Consider the following 19,211-nt stretch of genomic DNA (forward strand, 5'->3'; position numbering starts at 1 on the left):
TAGTTTAACCTATATAGTCCTCTGTATTACTATTACCCATGGATGCGGTCAATATATTTTTCACTTCTTCTGCCATTGTGTGACCGGGATTGATTTTTAATGCTTCATCCAGCATTTCCAGCGCTTTTTCAGGCTGTTCTTTAAAGGCAAATGCCACTCCAAGGTTGTAGCAGGCATCCGCATGGTCGGGGTCTATTTGAATACAGGTCTCGAATTGCAGAATGGCATGGTCGATCAGCCCTTCTTCCGCCAGGCATAGCCCATAATGAAAGCGGGCATCCGGGTCTTCAGGGTCCAGTTCAGTGCTGCGCTGCAAATAAGCAAGTGCAAGCCGGTTATTCCCGAGTTGGACAAGGGACATTCCGAGCATAAAAAAGTTGTCGCTGTTATCGAGGCCCTTTTTCATTGCGGCTTCGAACGCCTCTTTGGCCTTTTCAAAGTCTTGATTGTTATAGTGTATCGTCCCGATGCTATAATAAGCGGAGGCTGCATTTTCATCTAGCCTAAGCGCCTTTCCAAAAAATTTCAGGGCGCGCTCCTCATCACCTGTCGCGGCGAGAAGATTGCCAAAATTTATATACGCAACCGGATCATCCGGATTTTCTTCAATCGCATCATTAAACGCCTTTGCAGCTTCTTCCCAGCTGCCTGCCTGCATCAATTCGATGCCTTTTAAATTTTTGTCCATTTCTATCACTCTCCGTCACGTGAAAGTATACCATATTCCAAACGAGTTTTTCTCAGAATTTCCTCCGCAAAACCCCTTTAAAAAAAAGAATACCCGACTCTCCTGAAAAACGGGAGCCGGGTACTATTTTTATCCTACATACTCAAGCTTGTTGCCATTTCTGTAAACATCGTCTATCGTGCCGCCGCCGAGGCATTCGTCTCCATCGTAGAATACAACTGCCTGGCCGGGTGTTACTGCACGGATCGGTTCGTGGAACAGGACCTGTACCCTGTTTCCTTCCAATATCCGGACCGTCACATCGCTGTCAGCCTGGCGGTATCTGAATTTTGCCGTGCAGTCAAATTCCTTAGGCTTGGTTGTATCGGAAACCCAGCTGACATTATCGGCAAAAATCGAATCCGAATAGAGCAAGTCATTATGAAAGCCTTGACCGACGTAAAGGACATTCCGCTTTAAATCTTTGCCCATCACGAACCAAGGTTCACCTTGGCCACCAATTCCAAGGCCGTGGCGCTGGCCGATCGTGTAGTACATCAAACCATCGTGCCTGCCTTTCACTTCTCCGTCCATCGTTTCCATATTGCCTGGCTGCGCCGGCAAGTATTGGCCGAGAAATTCCTTAAAGTTCCGTTCGCCAATAAAGCAAATTCCGGTGCTGTCCTTCTTTGTTGCCGTCGCTAGGCCGGCTTCTGTGGCAATTCTTCTGACGTCAGACTTTTCAAGGCTGCCGAGTGGGAACATGACCTTGCTAAGCTGTGCCTGTGTCAGCTGATTCAGGAAATACGTCTGGTCCTTATTTTCATCAAGGCCGCGAAGCATTTTAACCTCTCCGTCCCTGAATTCCACTTGTGCGTAATGGCCGGTAGCCAGGTAATCCGCACCCAGATTCATGGCGTGCTCAAGGAATGCCTTAAACTTGATTTCCTTGTTGCACATCACATCGGGGTTCGGAGTCCTTCCTGCCTTGTACTCGTCAAGGAAGTAAGTGAACACTTTGTCCCAGTACTGTTTTTCAAAATTGACCGCGTAATAAGGTATGCCAATCTGATTGCAGACGCGAATGACATCGTTGTAATCTTCCGTTGCCGTGCAAACACCGTTTTCATCGGTATCATCCCAGTTTTTCATGAAAATGCCAATGACATCATAGCCTTGCTGTTTCAAAAGCAGCGCGGCGACAGAGGAGTCCACTCCACCCGACATGCCGACAACGACTCTTATATCTTTTGGGTCTTTCTTTTCCATCGGTTTCACCACACTTCTATATAAATCAGAATGAATTCCGTGCTTCAGCCAGTCGTTACTGTTGTAATATGTTTCGCCAAGACTACTTAAGCAGCCTTTTGACGATTTTTGCTGTTTCCCGGGCAGCGGTCTTGATCGTTTCTTCGGTTGTGCCGAGCCCGAAGCTGAAACGGATTGAATTAACTGTCCGTTCCGATTCTTTACCGAACATCGCAACGAGGACATGGGACGGTTCCACCGTTCCAGCTGTGCATGCCGACCCGCTCGATGCCGCGATTCCGGCCAAATCGAGGTTCACCAGCATCGCTTCCACATTCGTTCCCGGAAAACTTAAGTTTACTATATGAGGCAGCGAGCCATCAAGAGTACCGTTCAACTGGAAGGAAACCCCTTCTTCCTCTAGCGTATGGATAAACCGCTTTTTCAGAAGCAGGTATTGCTCTGATTTTTTAACAGCCTCTTTTTTGGCGATTTTAACTGCTTCCATAAATCCAGTGATCGAAACAAGATTTTCCGTCCCCGCGCGGCGCTTTCGTTCCTGCTCGCCGCCATATAATCTTGGCGAGAGTTTTATTCCTTCTTTTGCAAAAAGGAAGCCTGTTCCTTTCGGGCCATTTAGTTTATGGGCCGAAACGGAAAGCATGTCCACCCCCGCCTTCTTGACATCCAAATCTAGGAGACCATATGCCTGGACAGCATCTGTATGGAACAATGCCTGGTGCTCCTTCAAAAGCTGCCCGATTTCCTCAATCGGCTGGATGGACCCGACTTCATTGTTCGCGTACATAATCGTGACCAAAACCGTATCGTCCCTTAATGCCTGCTCAACATCTGTAACGGATACCCTCCCAGTCTCATCGACAGGCAAATACGTTACCTCGAATCCTTGCTTCTCAAGGTTTTGGCAGGCGTGCAGAACGGCGTGATGTTCGATTGACGTCGTGATAATATGCCGGCCGCGGTCGCTGTACGCCTTGGCAGCTCCAAGGATCGCGAGGTTATCAGCTTCCGTGCCGCCGCTCGTAAAGACTATTTCGTTTGGTTTTGCCCCAATGCTTAAAGCCATGGCTTGCCTCGCTTCATCGAGCTGATGCCTTGCTTCCCTTCCAAAGGAATGGATGCTTGAAGGATTTCCGTATAATGTCCCCATTACCTCGGACATCTTCTCAATCACTTGCGGATGCATGGGCGTTGTCGCGGCGTGGTCCAAGTAAATCCGTTCCATATCTCTCACCTTTCATTCAGCGCGGTCTCTGACTAGTTTGCCGTTAAATATAAAACATATAAGAATCTTGGCTTTCGTCACCGGAATGATTGGCCAAGTCTTCAAGTGTCGTACTATCTAAAACTTCCTTGATCGCATCGCGAATCCTAATCCACAATTCGCGCTTGGCCGGTTCTTCATCCTCAATCCCCTCGACAGGAGTAATCGGCCCTTCCAAAACGCGGATGATGTCACCGGCAGTGATTTCTCCCGGTTCTCTTCCTAAAAGATATCCGCCGTAAGCACCGCGGATGCTTTTAACAAGTCCGGCATTCCTCAAAGGTGCGACAAGCTGCTCCAAGTAATGTTCCGACAAGTCATTTGCCTGTGCAATCGCCTTAAGGGACATCGGCCCTTCCCCATGGTTTTTCGCAAGTTCAATCATAATTGTCAATCCGTAACGCCCTTTTGTTGATATTCTCACATTCCCGCACTCCTATCCATCGGCACCGTTTCCTCCGCCTTTGTCGCTTTTAGTTTATTTAAAATCGTGTCTGCCGCTTTAAAGCACTGGGGGAGGGCAATACCAGCGATTGGTCCAATCGCGGCACAGAACGCAATCGTCCCCCAGCTGACCGGCCCGCCCAGTTTCCAGCCAATGAGAAGTACGGCGAGTTCAATCGCGCCCCTTACATTGCGGACCTTCCAGCCAGTTTTCTCAATGATGGCCGCCATAAGGCTGTCCCTCGGACCTGTGCCAAGACTTGCAGAAATATAGATGCCCATTCCATACCCCATCAGGAGCAAGCCGGCTATGAACATCAACCCTTCAACAATCAGGCCAGCCGGTTCTTGAATGAACGGCATAAACAAGTCGATAAAAATACCGACTAGAATCATATTTAAAAATGCCCCAACGTGGGGGAATTCTCTAGCAATTATTGCAGAAGCAGTCAGGATGGCAATTCCGGCTATGATCGTCCAGCTTCCAACTGTCAGGCCAAAGTTCATATACAGGCCTACATGGAAAACATCCCAAGGCGACGCCCCCGCTCCACTTCTGATAAGAAATACAACGCCAAGAGACAGCATGAAAAGGCCAATCGTATAAATCGTGAACCTTGCCCCTAGTTGTCCCTTTCTTTTTTTAAACATGAACAAACCCCTTTATTTTTGCAAAAATTAAATCCATAGTAAAGTGATAGGCTTTAAAATTATAGCATAAAGCAAGCCAATTTGCATTATCCCTACAAGATTCCGGATTGGTCGCACTGCATCTGGCATGATACACTAATGAATAGACTTTCAATTGGAGAGATGGATAATGATGCAGCAAAAACCGCTTGCCTTCAGGATGCGCCCGCGGACGCTTGACGAAATTTGCGGGCAAGAACATCTCGTTGGAGAAGGCAAAATTATTTCAAGGATGGTTAAAGCGAAACAGCTTTCCTCTATGATCCTTTACGGACCGCCCGGAATTGGGAAAACCTCGATCGCAAGCGCAATTGCCGGGAGCACACGCTACGCCTTCAGGACATTGAACGCTGTTACAAACAATAAAAAGGATATGGAAATTGTCGCCGCAGAAGCGAAAATGTCGGGGAAAGTCATTCTTCTGCTTGATGAGGTCCACCGGCTTGATAAAGCCAAGCAGGATTTCCTGTTGCCATTTTTGGAAAATGGCATGATCACAATGATTGGAGCGACGACAAGCAATCCATATCACAGCATAAACCCGGCAATCCGCAGCCGCTGCCAGATTTTCGAGCTCAAGCCGCTTGAGCCGGATGATATAAAAAAAGCCATTTTCCGAGCCTTGGAAGATGAAGAGCAAGGCTTTGGCAAAATGAACATAAAAATAAAAAGCGATGCGCTTGACCATTTTGCAAAAGGATCAGGCGGCGATGTCCGCAGTGCCCTGAATGCCGTTGAACTTTCCGTTCTATCGACAGAGCCGGATGAGGCTGGGATTGTCCATATTGATTTGACGACAGCGGAAGAATGCCTTCAGAAGAAAAGCTTTGTGCATGACAAAGACGGAGACGCCCATTACGATGTGCTCTCAGGCTTCCAAAAATCCATTCGCGGCAGTGATGCCAACGCTGCACTGCATTATCTTGGACGGCTGATTGAAGCGGGGGACCTGACGAGCATCGCGCGAAGACTGCTCGTTATTGCCTATGAGGATGTTGGCCTTGCCAACCCGCAGGCGGGCGCCCGAACTTTAGCGGCAATTGAAACGGCAGAACGGATCGGTTTTCCGGAAGCGAGGATTCCCCTTGCCAATGCCGTCATTGAACTTTGCTTGTCGCCGAAGTCTAATTCCGCGTACTTGGCGATTGACGCGGCTCTTGCGGACATTCGGAAAGGCGTGTCAGGCGAAGTGCCCGACCATCTGAAGGATGCCCACTATAAAGGCGCGAAAGAGCTTGGACGCGGAATAGATTACCTCTATCCGCATGATTATGAATCCGGCTGGGTCCGCCAGCAATATTTACCTGATAGGCTTAAAAACAAAAAGTATTATATGCCAAAAAAGAACAGCAAATTCGAACAGGCCTATGCGTCCGTATATGAAAAACTGAATGGGAAGTAAACAAGTTTGCCGGTTTTCGACTCGGATCAGCGGCGTTTTTTGCAAAAAGTCCTAATAAAACTGCTAAAACCTTTAAAATTTCCCAACCTAAAAAATCCCCCGGATGCCCCGGGGGATTTCGTTTAGTTTTCACTGCCATCCGCGACTCGCTCGATTATGATATCCTTTAAGAGCTCGCGGACCACGTAGCTTGCCATGATCAGCCCGGCAACCGACGGAACGAATGCGTTTGAGGACGGCGGCATCTGCGCCTTTCTAATTTCAGCCTTGTCGTTGCCAACTATTTTCCTAACATCCTCCCTGATCACAATCGGGCTTTCATCAGAAAAAACGACCGGGATGCCTTTCTTAATTCCTTCCTTCCTCAATTTGGTCCTGATCACCTTGGCGATTGGATCGGTATGAGTTTTAAAAATGTCGGCAATCCGGAAGCGGGTCGGGTCCATTTTGTTGGCCGCCCCCATGCTTGAAATGAGCGGAATGTTCCGCTTCAGGCATTCTTTGATCAGATGGACTTTATACATAATCGTATCGGACGCATCAATGACAAAGTCAGGTTGATAAGCGAAAACTTCCTCGTATGTTTCTTCTGTATAAAACATGTTAAGGGCAATCGCTTCACAATCAGGATTAATATCGGCAATCCGCTCTTTCATCAAGTCGGCTTTCGATTTTCCGACCGTTGACAACAGCGCAATGACCTGCCTGTTCACGTTCGTGATATCGACAACATCCTTATCGATCAGAATCAGCCGGCCAACTCCCGAACGGGCCAGCGCTTCCGCGGAAAATGATCCGACTCCGCCAATTCCAAGAACGACAACCGTACTGTTTTTCAAAATATCCAGGCCTTCCCGGCCAATTGCAAGCTCATTCCGTGAAAATTGATGCAGCATTATTCTTCACTCCATTTTTGGGTTTAACCTATTAGATGTATTGTTCTTTTACCCGAAAAATATATAACAACCACCATTTAATAGCAAGCAAATCTTGTAATTGAGTGAATTTGCGGGGAAGATTGCCGCTTTTCTGCCAGTGATTTGCAAAGATTTCACTTTATCGAAGAATTCGGGCCACTTATCGAAAATTTTTTCAGTTTATCGAAGAATTTTAATCATATATCAATAATTTTTTCAATATATCCGAGTCTGTCAAAAGTTCGTCACAAATAGGCGGATCAAAGGGGTGCGGCCGACCAGTTGGAAAGACACCAAAAAACCCCTCGGAATCCATTCCGAGGGGCTATCTTATGATTCTTATAGACAGACAGAAGAGTCCCAATTCGTGCCGTCGCAGGTTTCCTTCGTTTTGGCCCGCATAAAGCAGGTGGGTGTCTTATTCCCTGCCTTTGTAAGTCCCTGAAAAGGGCATTTACGCGACAGGAGAAACGCAGACTCCCGAAGAAAAAAATGTTCGGTCAAAACATTCAGGTAAAGCAACGTACACATCAGGACTCTTCTTTGATTGACTTCATCATAACATAGAGGGGTTTGTTTTTTCAAGGCATAACCTATATGCCATTATCTTCCTCCACTCTATCTTTCAGAGAAAATCTACACAAGTTTCCCAACTTCTTATTTCCTCTTTTCCTCAACATTCAAGGCAAGGTGCAGTTCATCGAGCTGTGCTTTGCTGACCTCACCCGGTGCGTCAGTCAAAAGGTCGCTAGCCGACGCTGTTTTCGGAAACGCAATTGTATCGCGAAGGTTCGTGCTGCCGGCGAGGAGCATGACCAACCTGTCTAAGCCAAGGGCAATGCCGCCGTGCGGAGGCGTACCGTAATCAAAGGCTTCAAGGAGGAACCCGAACTGCTCCTTTGCTTCCTCCTGGCTGAAACCTAGCACCTCGAACATTTTTTCCTGGATGTCCCGTTCAAAAATCCTCAGTGATCCCCCACCGAGCTCATAGCCGTTCAAGACAAGGTCATAAGCTTGGGCACGAACCTGCGAAGGGTCTGTTTCAAGCAAAGGCAAATCTTCCCGGAATGGCATTGTAAACGGATGGTGGGCTGCATAGTAGCGGCCATCTTCTTCGGAATATTCGAGCAGCGGCCAGTCCGTGATCCAAAGGAAATTAAATTTCGATTGGTCAATAAGGCCAAGCTCTTTTCCTAGCTTCAGCCTCAGAGCTCCGAGCGAATCCGCCACGACTGATTTTTTATCCGCAACGAACAGCAGAAGGTCTCCTGCTTCCGCATCAACCACAGAACCAATCGCCTCAGCTTCTTCCGCGGAAAAGAATTTTGCGATTGGACCTTTTAGTCCATCCGCTTCAACTTTCAGCCAAGCAAGGCCTTTTGCTCCGTAGCGTCCGGCAAATTCGCCAAGTGCGTCGATGTCCTTCCGGGAATAGTTGTCCGCTGAGCCTTTTACATTAAGCGCCTTTACCTGTCCGCCATTTTCTACTGCAGCGGCAAACACTTTGAACCCACAGCCAGCAACAACTTCAGAGACGTCCTTCAATTCCATTTCAAAGCGTGTATCCGGCTTGTCCGAACCATAGCGGGCCATCGCTTCCTCATAACGCATCTGCGGGAATGGCGCTGGTATTTTGATTCCCTTTACTTCCTTCATCAACCGCGACATCATTTGTTCCATCATAGAGATGATATCGTCCTGGCTCATGAAGCTTGTTTCAATATCAATTTGCGTAAATTCCGGCTGCCTGTCAGCCCGGAGGTCTTCGTCGCGGAAGCAGCGGGCAATCTGATAGTAACGTTCCACTCCGCCGACCATCAACAGCTGCTTAAACAGCTGAGGCGATTGCGGAAGGGCGTAGAATTCACCAGGATGGACTCGGCTAGGGACCAAGTAGTCGCGCGCGCCTTCCGGTGTGCTTTTTGTCAAAATCGGAGTCTCAATATCCAGGAAGCCTTCTCCATCGAGAAAATCGCGGATTGCCTTCGTCACTTGATGGCGCATTTTCAGCGTCTCAAAAATGACCGGGCGGCGGAAATCCAAATACCTGTATTTCAGGCGGACATCCTCTGAAGCATCGGTCCGGTCCGAAATGACGAACGGCGGGGTTTTCGCTTCGTTGATAATCGTAACTTCCTCGGCATGGATTTCAATTTTGCCAGTTGAAATATTTTCATTGATTGTCCCTTGGTTCCGGGCAACAACCGTGCCCCGGATATCAAGGACGTACTCATTGCGGATTTTTTCGGCAATGCTATGAACCTCCGCTGAAGAGTCTGGATTGAAGACGACCTGGACGATGCCAGTCCGGTCACGCAAATCAATGAAAATCAGTCCGCCAAGGTCACGCCTTTTCTGGACCCACCCTTTCAAAAATACCTTATCACCAATTGCGGTTACTGGTACTTCCCCGCAATAATAACTTCTTCCGTACATCCTGTTTCCTCCTTACACCTGCTGTTACCGAAATTGTTTTGCTAAGGAAGCCAATTCGACCTCCGTCTGTTCGCCTGTTTCCATATTTTTTAGATTGATAACACCTTTTTCTAGTTCATCATCGCCAAGCACAGCAACAAACCTGGCACCAAGCCGGTCCGCTGCTTTAAACTGGGCCTTCAGCTTTCTGCCAAGGTAATCACGCTCAGCTGAAATACCTTCATTGCGTAATTCCTGGAGAAGCCCGACTGTATAATCCTTCGCCCGGTCACCGAGTGAAACAAGATAGCAATCAATTTTCCTTTCAACCGGAAGCTCGACTTTTTCTGCCTTCAGTGCAGCAATGAAACGCTCAATGCTAAGCGCAAAGCCGATTCCCGGTGTTTCCGGGCCGCCAAGCTCTTCGGCAAGCCCATTGTAACGGCCTCCGCCGCAAAGAGTCGTAATAGCCCCGAAACCTTCCGCTTCACTCATTATCTCGAAAGCCGTGTGATTGTAATAATCGAGCCCCCGAACAAGATTCGGGTCAACTTCAAATGGAATCTCAAGTTTCTTGAGATATTCCTGCACTTTTTCAAAATAAGCGCGTGAGCTATCGTTCAGATAGTCCACTATCGATGGAGCGGTTTCCATCAGCTCATGCCCGCTGTCTTTTTTGCAATCGAGGATCCTTAATGGATTTTTCTCGAGCCTTTTTTGACAATCCTCGCAAAACTCGCCAATCCTTGGCTGGAAGTGGCTGACAAGCGCTTCCCTGTGCGCTTTGCGGCTTTCGGTATCACCGAGGCTGTTCAAGACAAGTTTCAGTTTTTTTAGGCCAAGTTCGCGGTAAAGAGCCATTGCGAGTGAAATGACTTCCGCGTCAATTGCCGGGTCATTGCTTCCAAGCGCTTCAATCCCGAACTGGACAAACTGGCGGTACCTCCCTGCCTGCGGGCGTTCATACCTGAACATCGGCCCCATATAATAGAGCTTTACCGGCTGGTCCGGATTGCCGTACATTTTGTTTTCAACGAATGATCGGACGACTGCGGCTGTCCCTTCCGGCCTAAGGGTCATGTTCCTTCCGCCGCGGTCTGTAAAGTTGTACATTTCTTTTTCGACGATATCTGTGGAATCACCGACTCCCCGGCTGAATAATTCTGTATGTTCGAAAATAGGGGTCCTGATTTCTTGGTATTGGTACAGACTGCAAAGTTTTCTCGCAGCTTCTTCTATCAGGTGCCATGTTTCCACCTCTGGGGGCATGATATCCTGTGTTCCCCTTGGAATATGAATCGCCATAAAGACGCCTCCTTCAATATGTATGATTGGTCTGGAATAGTTGTTGATTTCCACTTCGCAAAGGAATGCTTCCGCGATTAATCATCGCAGGGACAGGCGGTTTTTGCCTGTCACGAGGCACACGCTTTCCGCGGGGCGTCAGTGGAGCCTCCTCGGCGCTTTAGCGCCTGCTTGGCTAGCTGCAGCGCCTAGCCCCTCGAGGGCGCTTCGGTCCTTCAGGTGAAGTCAAAGACCGACTTCTCCTTCAGGCCCTCCAGCGCTTTTCAGGGCTGACCAGGGCGCTTCCGCTTTTTATGGGGTCTCCACCTTGCCGCTACATCCCGCCGGAGTCGGTGCCCTACGCTTCAATCAACTAATTAAAACAAATATAAAAAACTCCCCTCCCCTGTTTATTGCTAAACAAGGGACGAGAGTTTTGGATTCCCGTGGTGCCACCCTAATTGAAGCTTAAAAATCAATGCTTCCTCTTTTACAGTTAACGCCTGCAACGTTCTCCCCTACTGTCAGTTCAGGGAGAAACCTACGGAGTGTTCATTCATTAAACCTGCATGCAGAATTGCTTCCAGCCCAAGGCAATTCCTCTCTGACCATGTTTTATGGCTTAATTACTGTGCTCCATCATCGGTTTTTGCTGATTATGGCAGCGCCGGTATAAAAGGCGCTTGCGCTTTCTATTTATATTAATGAGCATAACAAGGGTTGTCAATAGGAGACTAAGACCTTTCAAGATGTTTTTTTAGTTTTCGGACATCTCTCATTGATAAACCGAATTCGCTGGCCAGCTCGAATGACGTTGCCTGTTGTTCTCTTTCAATGAAATCGTGAAAGTTAACTCCGAAAACTCCCTTTCCGCCTGAATGTGCATGCATGCCTTTATCACTGAATCTCATCTTTTCCGCCTCCATGAAACGATTGTTTCAATAGTCTCCCCATATTCAAGAAAATGTAACATATTTTTTCCCAACCTTATTTAATATGCTTAAAATGAAAATTTTCAAAAAACCGAATGAATCCCATTGCCTTTTCAGTTACAATAGATGGGGTAAAGGAGGGTGAGAATGAAAAAGACATCCATATTGCTGTTGGCCTGCTACATATTACTGGCAGGATCACTGCTGCCCCTAAGGGAAGCTTCTGCCGCAGCGGCTACTACCGCGGGGATCGACAGCCTGAATATCCGCAGCGGGCCAGGCTTAAGTTACCGGATCGTCGCAACAGTAAAGAAAGGGACAGCTTTAACTGTCTTGTCTGAATCAGGTGAATGGGTCGAGGTGAAAATGCCCGGGGGTGAAACGGGCTGGGCTGCTAATTGGCTGTTAAACCGAAATAGCCAAAGCGTTGCTGTCTCCTCTTCTGTGGACAACCTCAGGATACGGAAGGGGCCGGGGACTCATTATGGGATTTCAGGCTATCTCTCAAAAGGACAGGCTGCCACAATTCTTGAGAAATCGGAAGAATGGACAAGGATCTCGAGCAACACTGGAAACGGCTGGGTTTCTTCACAGTTCCTCGTTCTATCCGAGTCAACCGGGAGCAAGCAAGCAACTACCACTTCGCCCTCTTCGAATGTTGTGATGAAATCGATCAATGCTGACATTCTGAACGTGCGGACAAGCCCTTCAACGACAGGAAGCATCGCCGGAAAGCTTACACTTGGCACAAAAGTTGAAGTCCTGCAGGAGAAAAACGGCTGGACCCAAATAGCCTTTTCAGGCAAAAAGGGCTGGGTGAGCTCTGAATTCCTGTCCTCTGCCGGGACAAGCCAGCAGCCGTCCGGACTGGCTAGTGGAATTACCGGAACCGTCACCGCAACAGCTTTAAGTGTCAGAAACCACGGTTCCCTTAATGGAAAAGTCATCGCGACTGTTAACAAGGGGCAGAAATTCACCATTATTGAAGAAGTGAACAACTGGGCGAAAATACAAGTTTCTCCAGGAAAATACGGGTGGGTTGCCGGGTGGTACCTGAAAAAGGGCGTTGCCGGGAACAACCAGACAGGCCAGCAGGTGAAGGACAGCCGGGCAGTCATTCTTTACGATGCGACAAATATCCGGCAGAAACCTTCCCTCGATTCAAAAGTGATTGAGAGGGCAAACAAGGGCACTGAATACAAAGTGAAAAAGCTATCTGGCAGCTGGTATGAATTAGAGTTGAAAGGCGGAGTTTCAGGCTTTGTTGCCGGCTGGATTGTCGAGGTTTCCGGGACAGCCCCGCAAATCAATAAAGAAGGCGGAGATGCCTACCTAAAAAATAAAGTCATCATCTTGGATCCCGGACACGGCGGAATCGATAATGGCACAACGGGCGTAAGAGGGACTTATGAAAAATCACTGACACTAAGGACGGCTAACACTCTGTACCATAAACTTTCCGCCAAAGGCGCTAAGGTTATGATGACGAGGGACCGAGATACATATTTATCACTTGCTTCGAGGGTTGGTGCAGCCCATTACCATGGCGCGGATGCTTTTATCAGCATCCATTATGACTCCAATGCTGACCGCACTGTTAAGGGCATGACGACGTACTACTATCATTCCTACCAAAAGAAGATTGCTGAAGAAATACAGGTTTCAACAGCGAATGCGACAAAGGCCAAAGACCGGGGTGCCCGGTACGGTGACTATCATGTCATCCGGGAAAACCGGCAGGCTGCAGCTTTGATTGAACTTGGTTATTTGAGCAATGCCGAGGAGGAAATGGCAGTTTTAACGAATCATTTCCAGAATGCCGCGTCTGATGGCATCGTAAACGGGCTTGCCCGCTATTTCAAAAACAAGTAAACGAAACCCCCGCCAGTGCACGCGACTGCGGGGGTTCGTTTTTGTATTTGCACTTTTACAACCCAATGATTAAGCACGGCTGTCCAGGATAAGAGTGACCGGCCCATCATTTACGAGGCTGACATCCATCATCGCCCCGAAAATACCGGTTTCGACCTTAATCCCCTTTTCACGCAACAGCCGGTTAAACACTTCATATAATTCGTTCGCATGTTCCGGCCGTGCCGCGGCCATAAAATTTGGACGCCTGCCTTTCCGGCAGTCCCCATAAAGGGTAAATTGAGAAACGGAAAGGACTTCTCCGCCCACCTCAAGCAATGAAAGGTTCATCTTCCCTGCTTCATCTTCATAAATTCGTAAATTAGCAATTTTTTCAGCCAAAAATGCGGCATCTTTCTCTGTATCTTCATGAGTAACCCCAAGGAGAATGACAAGGCCGCTCGAAATGGCTCCCTTCACTTCCCCCTCGACAGTCACACTCGCTTCCTTACTTCTCTGAACAACAGCTCTCATCTTGAAACTCCTTAAACATTGATAGTTAAAACAAAAGCGGACAGCCATTTCTCCTGCCCGCTTCAAACGCACTCCTAATTCATGATTCTTCTCACTGTATAAATATCAGGAATTTGTTTAATTCTGTCTACAACCTTTTGAAGATGGCTAACATTATGAATTGAGATTGCCATGTTGATGGTAGCCATTTTATTCCGATCAGACCGTCCGGAAACAGCAGTAATGTTCGTCTTCGTTTCATTGACGGCTTGAAGGACCTCGTTCAACAGGCCACGCCTGTCATATCCGTTGATTTCAATTTCAACATTGTATTCTTTCCTGATATTGAAGGAGGATTCCCATTCAACAGGAATGAGCCTGGATTGGTCTTCGGTTGTATCAATATTCGGGCAGTCCTGCCTATGAACCGAAACACCGCGCCCTTTTGTAATAAATCCAATAATTTCATCCCCTGGCACCGGATTACAGCACTTTGACAGCCTAATCAACAAGTTGTCAATACCGGCAACACGGACACCCGATTCCCTCTTTTTCACAGTTGGAGCCGGAGTCTTCAGGTCAGTCAGTGCATTTGCTATGCTTGCCTCCTGCTCCTGATCACGTTTTTTCCTCCATTTTTCTGTCAGGCGGTTCGCAACCTGGAGGGCGGTGATTCCGTTATAACCCACCGCGGCGAACATATCGTCTTCATTCATAAAGTTGAACTTTTCAGCCACTTTGCGGATATTATCAGCCGTAAGAATCTCCTTCAAATCAAAATTCATGCCACGGATTTCTTTTTCAACCAGTTCCCGGCCCTTGTCGACGTTTTCGTCCTTCCGCTGCTTTTTAAAGAATTGGCGGATTTTATTTTTCGCCTGGGATGTCTGTGCCAGCTTCAGCCAGTCTTGGCTCGGGCCGTAGGAATGCTTCGACGTCAAAATTTCGATAATATCGCCCGTCTTTAGCTTATAATCCAGCGTGACCATTTTCCCATTGACCTTGGCCCCGATCGTCTTATTCCCAATTTCTGAGTGAATCCGGTAAGCAAAATCAATCGGCACCGAACCCGAAGGCAATTCGATGACATCGCCCTTCGGTGTAAACACAAACACCATATCCGAAAACAAATCTATTTTGAGCGATTCCATAAATTCTTCAGCATTAGCCGTATCATTCTGGAATTCAAGGATATTCCTGAACCATGTCAGTTTTTGATCAAAGGATGCACTTTCACTGAGGTTTTTTCCTTCCTTATATGCCCAGTGGGCGGCAATCCCGAATTCGGCAATCCTATGCATTTCGACCGTTCTGATTTGTACTTCAAGCGGATCCCCTTTAGGCCCGATGACAGTTGTATGGAGAGACTGGTACATATTCGGCTTCGGCATTGCAATATAATCCTTAAAGCGGCCGGGCATTGGTTTCCAGCAGGTGTGGATAATGCCGAGCACTGCGTAACAATCCTTGATGCTGTTCACAACAATCCTGACTGCGAGCAAATCATATATCTCACTGAATTGCTTGTTCTGAAGGATCATCTTCCGATAAATACTGTATATATGCTTCGGACGGCCCGAGATTTCCGCCTTGATGGATACTTCGCTGACCCTATCCCTGACCTCATCAATCACGTCGTCCAAGTACTGTTCGCGTTCCGCACGCTTCCTTTTCATGAGATTGACAATCCGGTAGTATTGCTGCGGATTTAGATACCTTAACGCGGTATCCTCAAGCTCCCATTTAATTTTTGAAATACCGAGCCTGTGGGCTAGCGGGGCAAAAATCTCCAAGGTTTCATTAGCAATCCTCTGCTGTTTTTCAAATGGAAGATGCTTCAAGGTCCTCATATTGTGCAGGCGATCCGCCAGTTTAATCAGAATAACCCTGATATCCTGGGCCATTGCTACGAACATTTTCCGGTGGTTTTCCGCCTGCTGTTCCTCATGCGATTTATATTTAATTTTGCCCAGCTTCGTCACGCCATCAACAAGCATAGCCACCTCATCATTGAAAGCTGCCTCAATATCCTTAAGGGTGACAGCCGTGTCTTCAACGACATCATGGAGGAAACCGGCCGCAACCGTAGCAGGATCCATCTCTAGGTCTGCAAGAATGCCTGCCACCTGAATTGGATGGATGATATACGGTTCGCCGGACTTCCGGAATTGGTCACGATGGGCCCAGGCTGCATACTCGTAAGCTTTCTTCACAAGGGCAACATGCTCATCGTTCAAATAGGCCTTGGTCTTGTCGATGACTTGTTCGGCGGTCAGGACTGAATCATTCGCCATAAAATCACCTTTATTTCATAATGGATAAAAGAATGCCGGTCTTACAAGCGCCCAATTCAAAGACGGCTCTTGTCCCGGTTATATAATCAAGTCGGCTTACTCAATCTTGCAAATAGCCAATAAAATTAGAATGATTGTACCTATTATCGAGAAAAAAGGAGGAGATGTAAAGAGATAGGAAAGGATTTTTCAGGGAAATAAAGAAATATGTCGAAAATTCTTTCCCAACGACGCATTTTATCCATTATTCCCCACTATTTATCCATTTATCAATGGTACGGTCTTTATTTTACCATAGCTACCTATTGAGTCATTCCGTTTTTATATGGAACACTGTGAATAAAATCAAGAGAGCACCCGGATGAGTGCTCCCTTTGCTTAATAGCGCATCAATGTCAAAATGTCATAGCCTTCAAGTTTCTTACGGCCGTCAAGATAAGTCAGCTCAATCAAAAAGGCGATTCCCGCCACAATGCCGCCGAGTCCCTCTACTAACTTAATCGTAGCTTCGATTGTTCCTCCTGTTGCCAAAAGGTCATCGGTAATCAGCACACGCTGACCAGGCTTAATCGCATCCTTATGAATCGTAAGAACGTCCTTGCCATATTCAAGCCCGTAGCTAACTTTAATTGTTTCACGGGGCAGCTTGCCTTCCTTCCTGACAGGCGCAAAGCCAATTCCGAGAGAATAGGCGACCGGACATCCAATGATGAAACCCCGGGCTTCCGGACCGACGATAAGATCGATTTCTTTTTCGCGCGCATAGTCCACAATTTGGTCTGTCGCGTATTTATACGCTTCCCCGTTATCCATCAGAGTCGTAATATCTTTAAAGTTAATGCCTGGCTTAGGCCAATCGGGAACAATCGTCACATATTTTTTTAAATCCATTCTTTTAGTGCCTCCTCATTTTCAACAGGCTCCTGAAGGATTTTTCTGAACAAGCTCAATAGCTGCTCGTACGACGAATAAAGTAGATCCTTTTCAAGAGCAATTTGCGCATGCTTTTCCTGATACGTTTCAGATTCGGTCAGGTCGCGTTTTGATGCAGGTTTTTTTATTGAAATCAATCCATTTGTTATTGTAACAAACTCTAGCTCAAAAAACACTTCGGACATGAAATCAATTGTTTCTTTTGACCAGCCTCTCTTCTTTGCAAGCTGGCTTCCATACCGAACATAATCAAACGGTGAATTTTTTAGAAGAAAAGCATAGAACCACTTAAAGTGATCCCTGCTTGGGATTGTACTGAAAAAGTCACTTGTCTCTTTGTAAAGGACGGCATAAAGCCTTGCCGGTTTTTTTCCTTGCAGAAGAGTTTCAAGAACCTCCCGAGACGGGGGCATGTCCACAAGTACCACATTCTCCCATTCAAGCATTGCATCCCTTGCGGCCGAATGGTTAGGAATGAACAAAATTTCATCGTCTTCTTCCTGTACAATAGCACTCAATGATTCTTCATCAAAAACAATATATTTTTTCTTCACTAAAGGAAGCTTTCCTGGAAGTGACCGGAGTGTCCGGATTCCCCGAAAATCAAAAAGCTGCCAGTCTCTAATCGCAATATCCTGGACCATTATTTGAGGTTTCCTGATGTTGTTCCATTCGTTGATGGAAAGCTCACCAGCAATAGAAAGCTTTGAAGATGGCGAAATATGGTCAAAGAGCGAGCCAAGTCCGAATCCGATTCCGTCCAGTAGAGAGTCTTCATCTTTTAACGTCAGTTTTAAATGGCTGTTATCACTGCCAATCCTCCGGAGAGTAGAAACGCCTGCTTCTTCAATAGCAAACCTTGGCTTTGGATTATCCATGCCGAACGGGGCTAGCATTGACAGTTGCTCGAGTACGGCAAGATCTACTTCTTTAATTGATATGTCCGCATCAAGCTGGAGAACTGGTATAAAATCATCGGGTTTCATTTTTTCCTCAGCGAGAAGATTCAGCCGTTCACGTAATGAAACAACATCGGCCATCTTTAGCGTCATTCCCGCGGCCATCGGATGCCCTCCGAAATGGGGAAGGATATCCCGGCACTCGGAAAGATTCTTGTACAAGTCGAATCCCGGAATACTCCTGGCAGACCCTTTAGCAAGGCCCTTTTCGCTGTCAAAACTAAGAATAATGACTGGCCTGTAAAATTTTTCGACTAACCTGGAAGCTACAATGCCGATCACTCCAGCGTTCCAGCCTTCATTGCCGACAACAAGAACCTTATTGGATTCGGGAGGAAAATCCCGCTCCACCTGTTCAATCGCCTCAGCCGTAATTTCCTGAACAATTGCCTGCCGCTCTTTATTCAGCCCGTCCATTTCCATTGCTAGCGAATCCGCTTCGGCAAGGTCTTCTGTCAGCAGCAGCCTCACGGCCATGCTGGCATGTTCGAGCCTGCCTACTGCATTGATTCTTGGTGCCAGTGAAAAACCGATTGTTTCCTCATTCACTGTACGAGGTTCAACACCAGCATGCCGGAACAAGGCTCTTATTCCGATGTTACTCGTTCCTTTAAGCTTTTCAATTCCCTTTTTTGCAATCAGCCTGTTTTCTCCCGTCAGAGAAACGAGGTCAGCAATCGTACCAATCACTGCTATTTCAAGTAAATGTTCTGGTACGAACCCGTAAAGGGCGTGCGCTAGCTTAAAGGCAACGCCTACACCGGCAAGCTCACGAAATGGATAATTGCTCTCCGGCAGCTTCGGATGGATGATCGCAAGGGCTTCTGGAAGGACTGGTCCAGGCTCATGGTGGTCTGTAATGATCAAATCCATCCCTAACTCACGCGCAACATCGGCCTCATGGATGCCGGAGATACCTGTATCAACAGTGATAATTAATTTTATTCCTCGATCAGCCGCTCTTTTGAACGCAGCTTCATTGGGTCCATAGCCTTCAGTAAAACGATCCGGTATGTAAAAATCTACTTTCGCCCCTAGAGCCCGGAGCGCCATCATCAGGACCGTTGTGCTACTCACACCATCCGCATCATAATCCCCATATATCAAAATCGGTTCTTGTGCGGAAATCGCCCACTTAATCCGCTCAACCGCGGTATCCATACCTTTCAATAAAAACGGGTCGTGGAACTCTGCACCGCTAAACAAAAAAGACCGCGCGGCTTCAACAGTGTCCAGCCCCCGGTTAACGAGCATCAAAGAAACAAGGCGGGAAATATTCAGCTCCGCCGCCAAACGATCCGCAAGAACATCATTGGATTCACGAACAATCCATCTCGTTTTCGAGTTTAACAAAGCGTTCACCCCTCAACTTTTCCA

General features: G+C 47.3%; 15 protein-coding genes, 1 other RNA gene and 1 other annotated feature. Of the genes, 2 read left to right on the top strand and 14 right to left on the bottom strand.

What is annotated here, in order from left to right; translation table 11 throughout:
- Positions 1–4: 4 nt before the first annotated feature.
- From D1B31_RS10335 to D1B31_RS10355, 5 genes are all read right to left on the bottom strand, one after another.
- Positions 5–688, bottom strand: coding sequence for a tetratricopeptide repeat protein (locus tag D1B31_RS10335; protein ID WP_118920712.1), 684 nt, complete (start codon positions 686–688; stop codon positions 5–7).
- Positions 689–817: 129 nt separating this feature from the next.
- Positions 818–1,936, bottom strand: a complete 1,119-nt coding sequence (gene mnmA, locus D1B31_RS10340) for a tRNA 2-thiouridine(34) synthase MnmA (protein ID WP_118920713.1) — start codon at positions 1,934–1,936, stop codon at positions 818–820.
- Between the two features lie 82 nt (positions 1,937–2,018).
- On the bottom strand, positions 2,019–3,161 hold the full coding sequence (locus D1B31_RS10345; RefSeq protein WP_118920714.1) for a cysteine desulfurase family protein: 1,143 nt from the start codon (positions 3,159–3,161) through the stop codon (positions 2,019–2,021).
- A 43-nt stretch (positions 3,162–3,204) separates the two neighbouring features.
- Complete coding sequence (gene cymR, locus D1B31_RS10350) at positions 3,205–3,624, bottom strand: cysteine metabolism transcriptional regulator CymR (RefSeq protein WP_118920715.1); 420 nt, start codon at positions 3,622–3,624, stop codon at positions 3,205–3,207.
- Positions 3,621–4,295 carry a YczE/YyaS/YitT family protein gene (locus D1B31_RS10355; RefSeq protein ID WP_118920716.1) on the bottom strand — a complete coding sequence of 225 codons (675 nt, stop codon included), beginning with the start codon at positions 4,293–4,295 and terminating at the stop codon, positions 3,621–3,623. The genes cymR and D1B31_RS10355 overlap by 4 nt, the downstream gene beginning before the upstream one ends.
- A gap of 172 nt (positions 4,296–4,467) precedes the next feature.
- Between D1B31_RS10355 and D1B31_RS10360 the strand changes: the two genes are divergently transcribed.
- On the top strand, positions 4,468–5,736 hold the full coding sequence (locus tag D1B31_RS10360) for a replication-associated recombination protein A (RefSeq protein WP_118920951.1): 1,269 nt from the start codon (positions 4,468–4,470) through the stop codon (positions 5,734–5,736).
- 122 nt (positions 5,737–5,858) lie between these two features.
- Here the strand turns inward: D1B31_RS10360 and D1B31_RS10365 are convergent, their stop codons facing one another.
- From D1B31_RS10365 to D1B31_RS24615, 5 genes are all read right to left on the bottom strand, one after another.
- On the bottom strand, positions 5,859–6,632 hold the full coding sequence (locus D1B31_RS10365) for a tRNA threonylcarbamoyladenosine dehydratase (RefSeq protein ID WP_118920717.1): 774 nt from the start codon (positions 6,630–6,632) through the stop codon (positions 5,859–5,861).
- Positions 6,633–7,006: 374 nt separating this feature from the next.
- Positions 7,007–7,193, bottom strand: a non-coding RNA gene (ssrS, locus tag D1B31_RS10370) — 6S RNA.
- Positions 7,194–7,310: 117 nt separating this feature from the next.
- The gene (gene aspS, locus D1B31_RS10375) at positions 7,311–9,089 is read right to left on the bottom strand and encodes an aspartate--tRNA ligase (protein ID WP_118920718.1); all 1,779 of its coding nucleotides are present in this window, start codon (positions 9,087–9,089) and stop codon (positions 7,311–7,313) included.
- 24 nt (positions 9,090–9,113) lie between these two features.
- Positions 9,114–10,373, bottom strand: coding sequence for a histidine--tRNA ligase (gene hisS / locus D1B31_RS10380; RefSeq protein WP_118920719.1), 1,260 nt, complete (start codon positions 10,371–10,373; stop codon positions 9,114–9,116).
- 399 nt (positions 10,374–10,772) lie between these two features.
- Positions 10,773–11,004: a binding site (T-box leader), on the bottom strand.
- A gap of 82 nt (positions 11,005–11,086) precedes the next feature.
- On the bottom strand, positions 11,087–11,263 hold the full coding sequence (locus tag D1B31_RS24615) for a hypothetical protein (RefSeq protein WP_192894767.1): 177 nt from the start codon (positions 11,261–11,263) through the stop codon (positions 11,087–11,089).
- A 168-nt stretch (positions 11,264–11,431) separates the two neighbouring features.
- Between D1B31_RS24615 and D1B31_RS10385 the strand changes: the two genes are divergently transcribed.
- On the top strand, positions 11,432–13,156 hold the full coding sequence (locus D1B31_RS10385; RefSeq protein WP_118920720.1) for an N-acetylmuramoyl-L-alanine amidase family protein: 1,725 nt from the start codon (positions 11,432–11,434) through the stop codon (positions 13,154–13,156).
- A 69-nt stretch (positions 13,157–13,225) separates the two neighbouring features.
- Here D1B31_RS10385 and dtd read toward each other — a convergent pair whose 3' ends face one another.
- The 4 genes from dtd to recJ all read right to left on the bottom strand — a co-directional run bounded on the left by dtd (position 13,226) and on the right by recJ (position 19,187).
- Positions 13,226–13,669: a D-aminoacyl-tRNA deacylase gene (gene dtd, locus D1B31_RS10390; protein WP_118920721.1), complete on the bottom strand. Its 444-nt coding sequence runs from the start codon at positions 13,667–13,669 to the stop codon at positions 13,226–13,228.
- 74 nt (positions 13,670–13,743) lie between these two features.
- Entirely contained in the window at positions 13,744–15,942 is a 2,199-nt protein-coding gene (locus D1B31_RS10395) for a RelA/SpoT family protein (protein ID WP_118920722.1), read from the bottom strand.
- A 378-nt stretch (positions 15,943–16,320) separates the two neighbouring features.
- On the bottom strand, positions 16,321–16,833 hold the full coding sequence (locus D1B31_RS10400; protein WP_118920723.1) for an adenine phosphoribosyltransferase: 513 nt from the start codon (positions 16,831–16,833) through the stop codon (positions 16,321–16,323).
- Entirely contained in the window at positions 16,824–19,187 is a 2,364-nt protein-coding gene (recJ, locus tag D1B31_RS10405) for a single-stranded-DNA-specific exonuclease RecJ (protein WP_118920724.1), read from the bottom strand. Before recJ ends, D1B31_RS10400 begins: the two co-directional genes overlap by 10 nt.
- Positions 19,188–19,211 lie beyond the last annotated feature (24 nt).

The organism is Neobacillus notoginsengisoli (assembly GCF_003515685.1).
GTDB lineage: Bacteria > Bacillota > Bacilli > Bacillales > Cytobacillaceae > Bacillus_D > Bacillus_D notoginsengisoli.

Bases quoted from the DNA above. Each gene is read 5' to 3' on its own strand.
- D1B31_RS10400 (WP_118920723.1), bottom strand. From the start codon at position 16,833: ATGGATTTAAAAAAATATGTGACGATTGTTCCCGATTGGCCTAAGCCA.
- D1B31_RS10335 (WP_118920712.1), bottom strand. From the start codon at position 688: ATGGACAAAAATTTAAAAGGCATCGAATTGATGCAGGCAGGCAGCTGG.
- D1B31_RS10395 (WP_118920722.1), bottom strand. From the start codon at position 15,942: ATGGCGAATGATTCAGTCCTGACCGCCGAACAAGTCATCGACAAGACC.
- dtd (WP_118920721.1), bottom strand. From the start codon at position 13,669: ATGAGAGCTGTTGTTCAGAGAAGTAAGGAAGCGAGTGTGACTGTCGAG.
- D1B31_RS10355 (WP_118920716.1), bottom strand. From the start codon at position 4,295: ATGTTTAAAAAAAGAAAGGGACAACTAGGGGCAAGGTTCACGATTTAT.
- aspS (WP_118920718.1), bottom strand. From the start codon at position 9,089: ATGTACGGAAGAAGTTATTATTGCGGGGAAGTACCAGTAACCGCAATT.
- D1B31_RS10360 (WP_118920951.1), top strand. From the start codon at position 4,468: ATGCAGCAAAAACCGCTTGCCTTCAGGATGCGCCCGCGGACGCTTGAC.
- D1B31_RS24615 (WP_192894767.1), bottom strand. From the start codon at position 11,263: ATGAGATTCAGTGATAAAGGCATGCATGCACATTCAGGCGGAAAGGGA.
- hisS (WP_118920719.1), bottom strand. From the start codon at position 10,373: ATGGCGATTCATATTCCAAGGGGAACACAGGATATCATGCCCCCAGAG.
- D1B31_RS10365 (WP_118920717.1), bottom strand. From the start codon at position 6,632: ATGCTGCATCAATTTTCACGGAATGAGCTTGCAATTGGCCGGGAAGGC.
- mnmA (WP_118920713.1), bottom strand. From the start codon at position 1,936: ATGGAAAAGAAAGACCCAAAAGATATAAGAGTCGTTGTCGGCATGTCG.
- D1B31_RS10385 (WP_118920720.1), top strand. From the start codon at position 11,432: ATGAAAAAGACATCCATATTGCTGTTGGCCTGCTACATATTACTGGCA.
- D1B31_RS10345 (WP_118920714.1), bottom strand. From the start codon at position 3,161: ATGGAACGGATTTACTTGGACCACGCCGCGACAACGCCCATGCATCCG.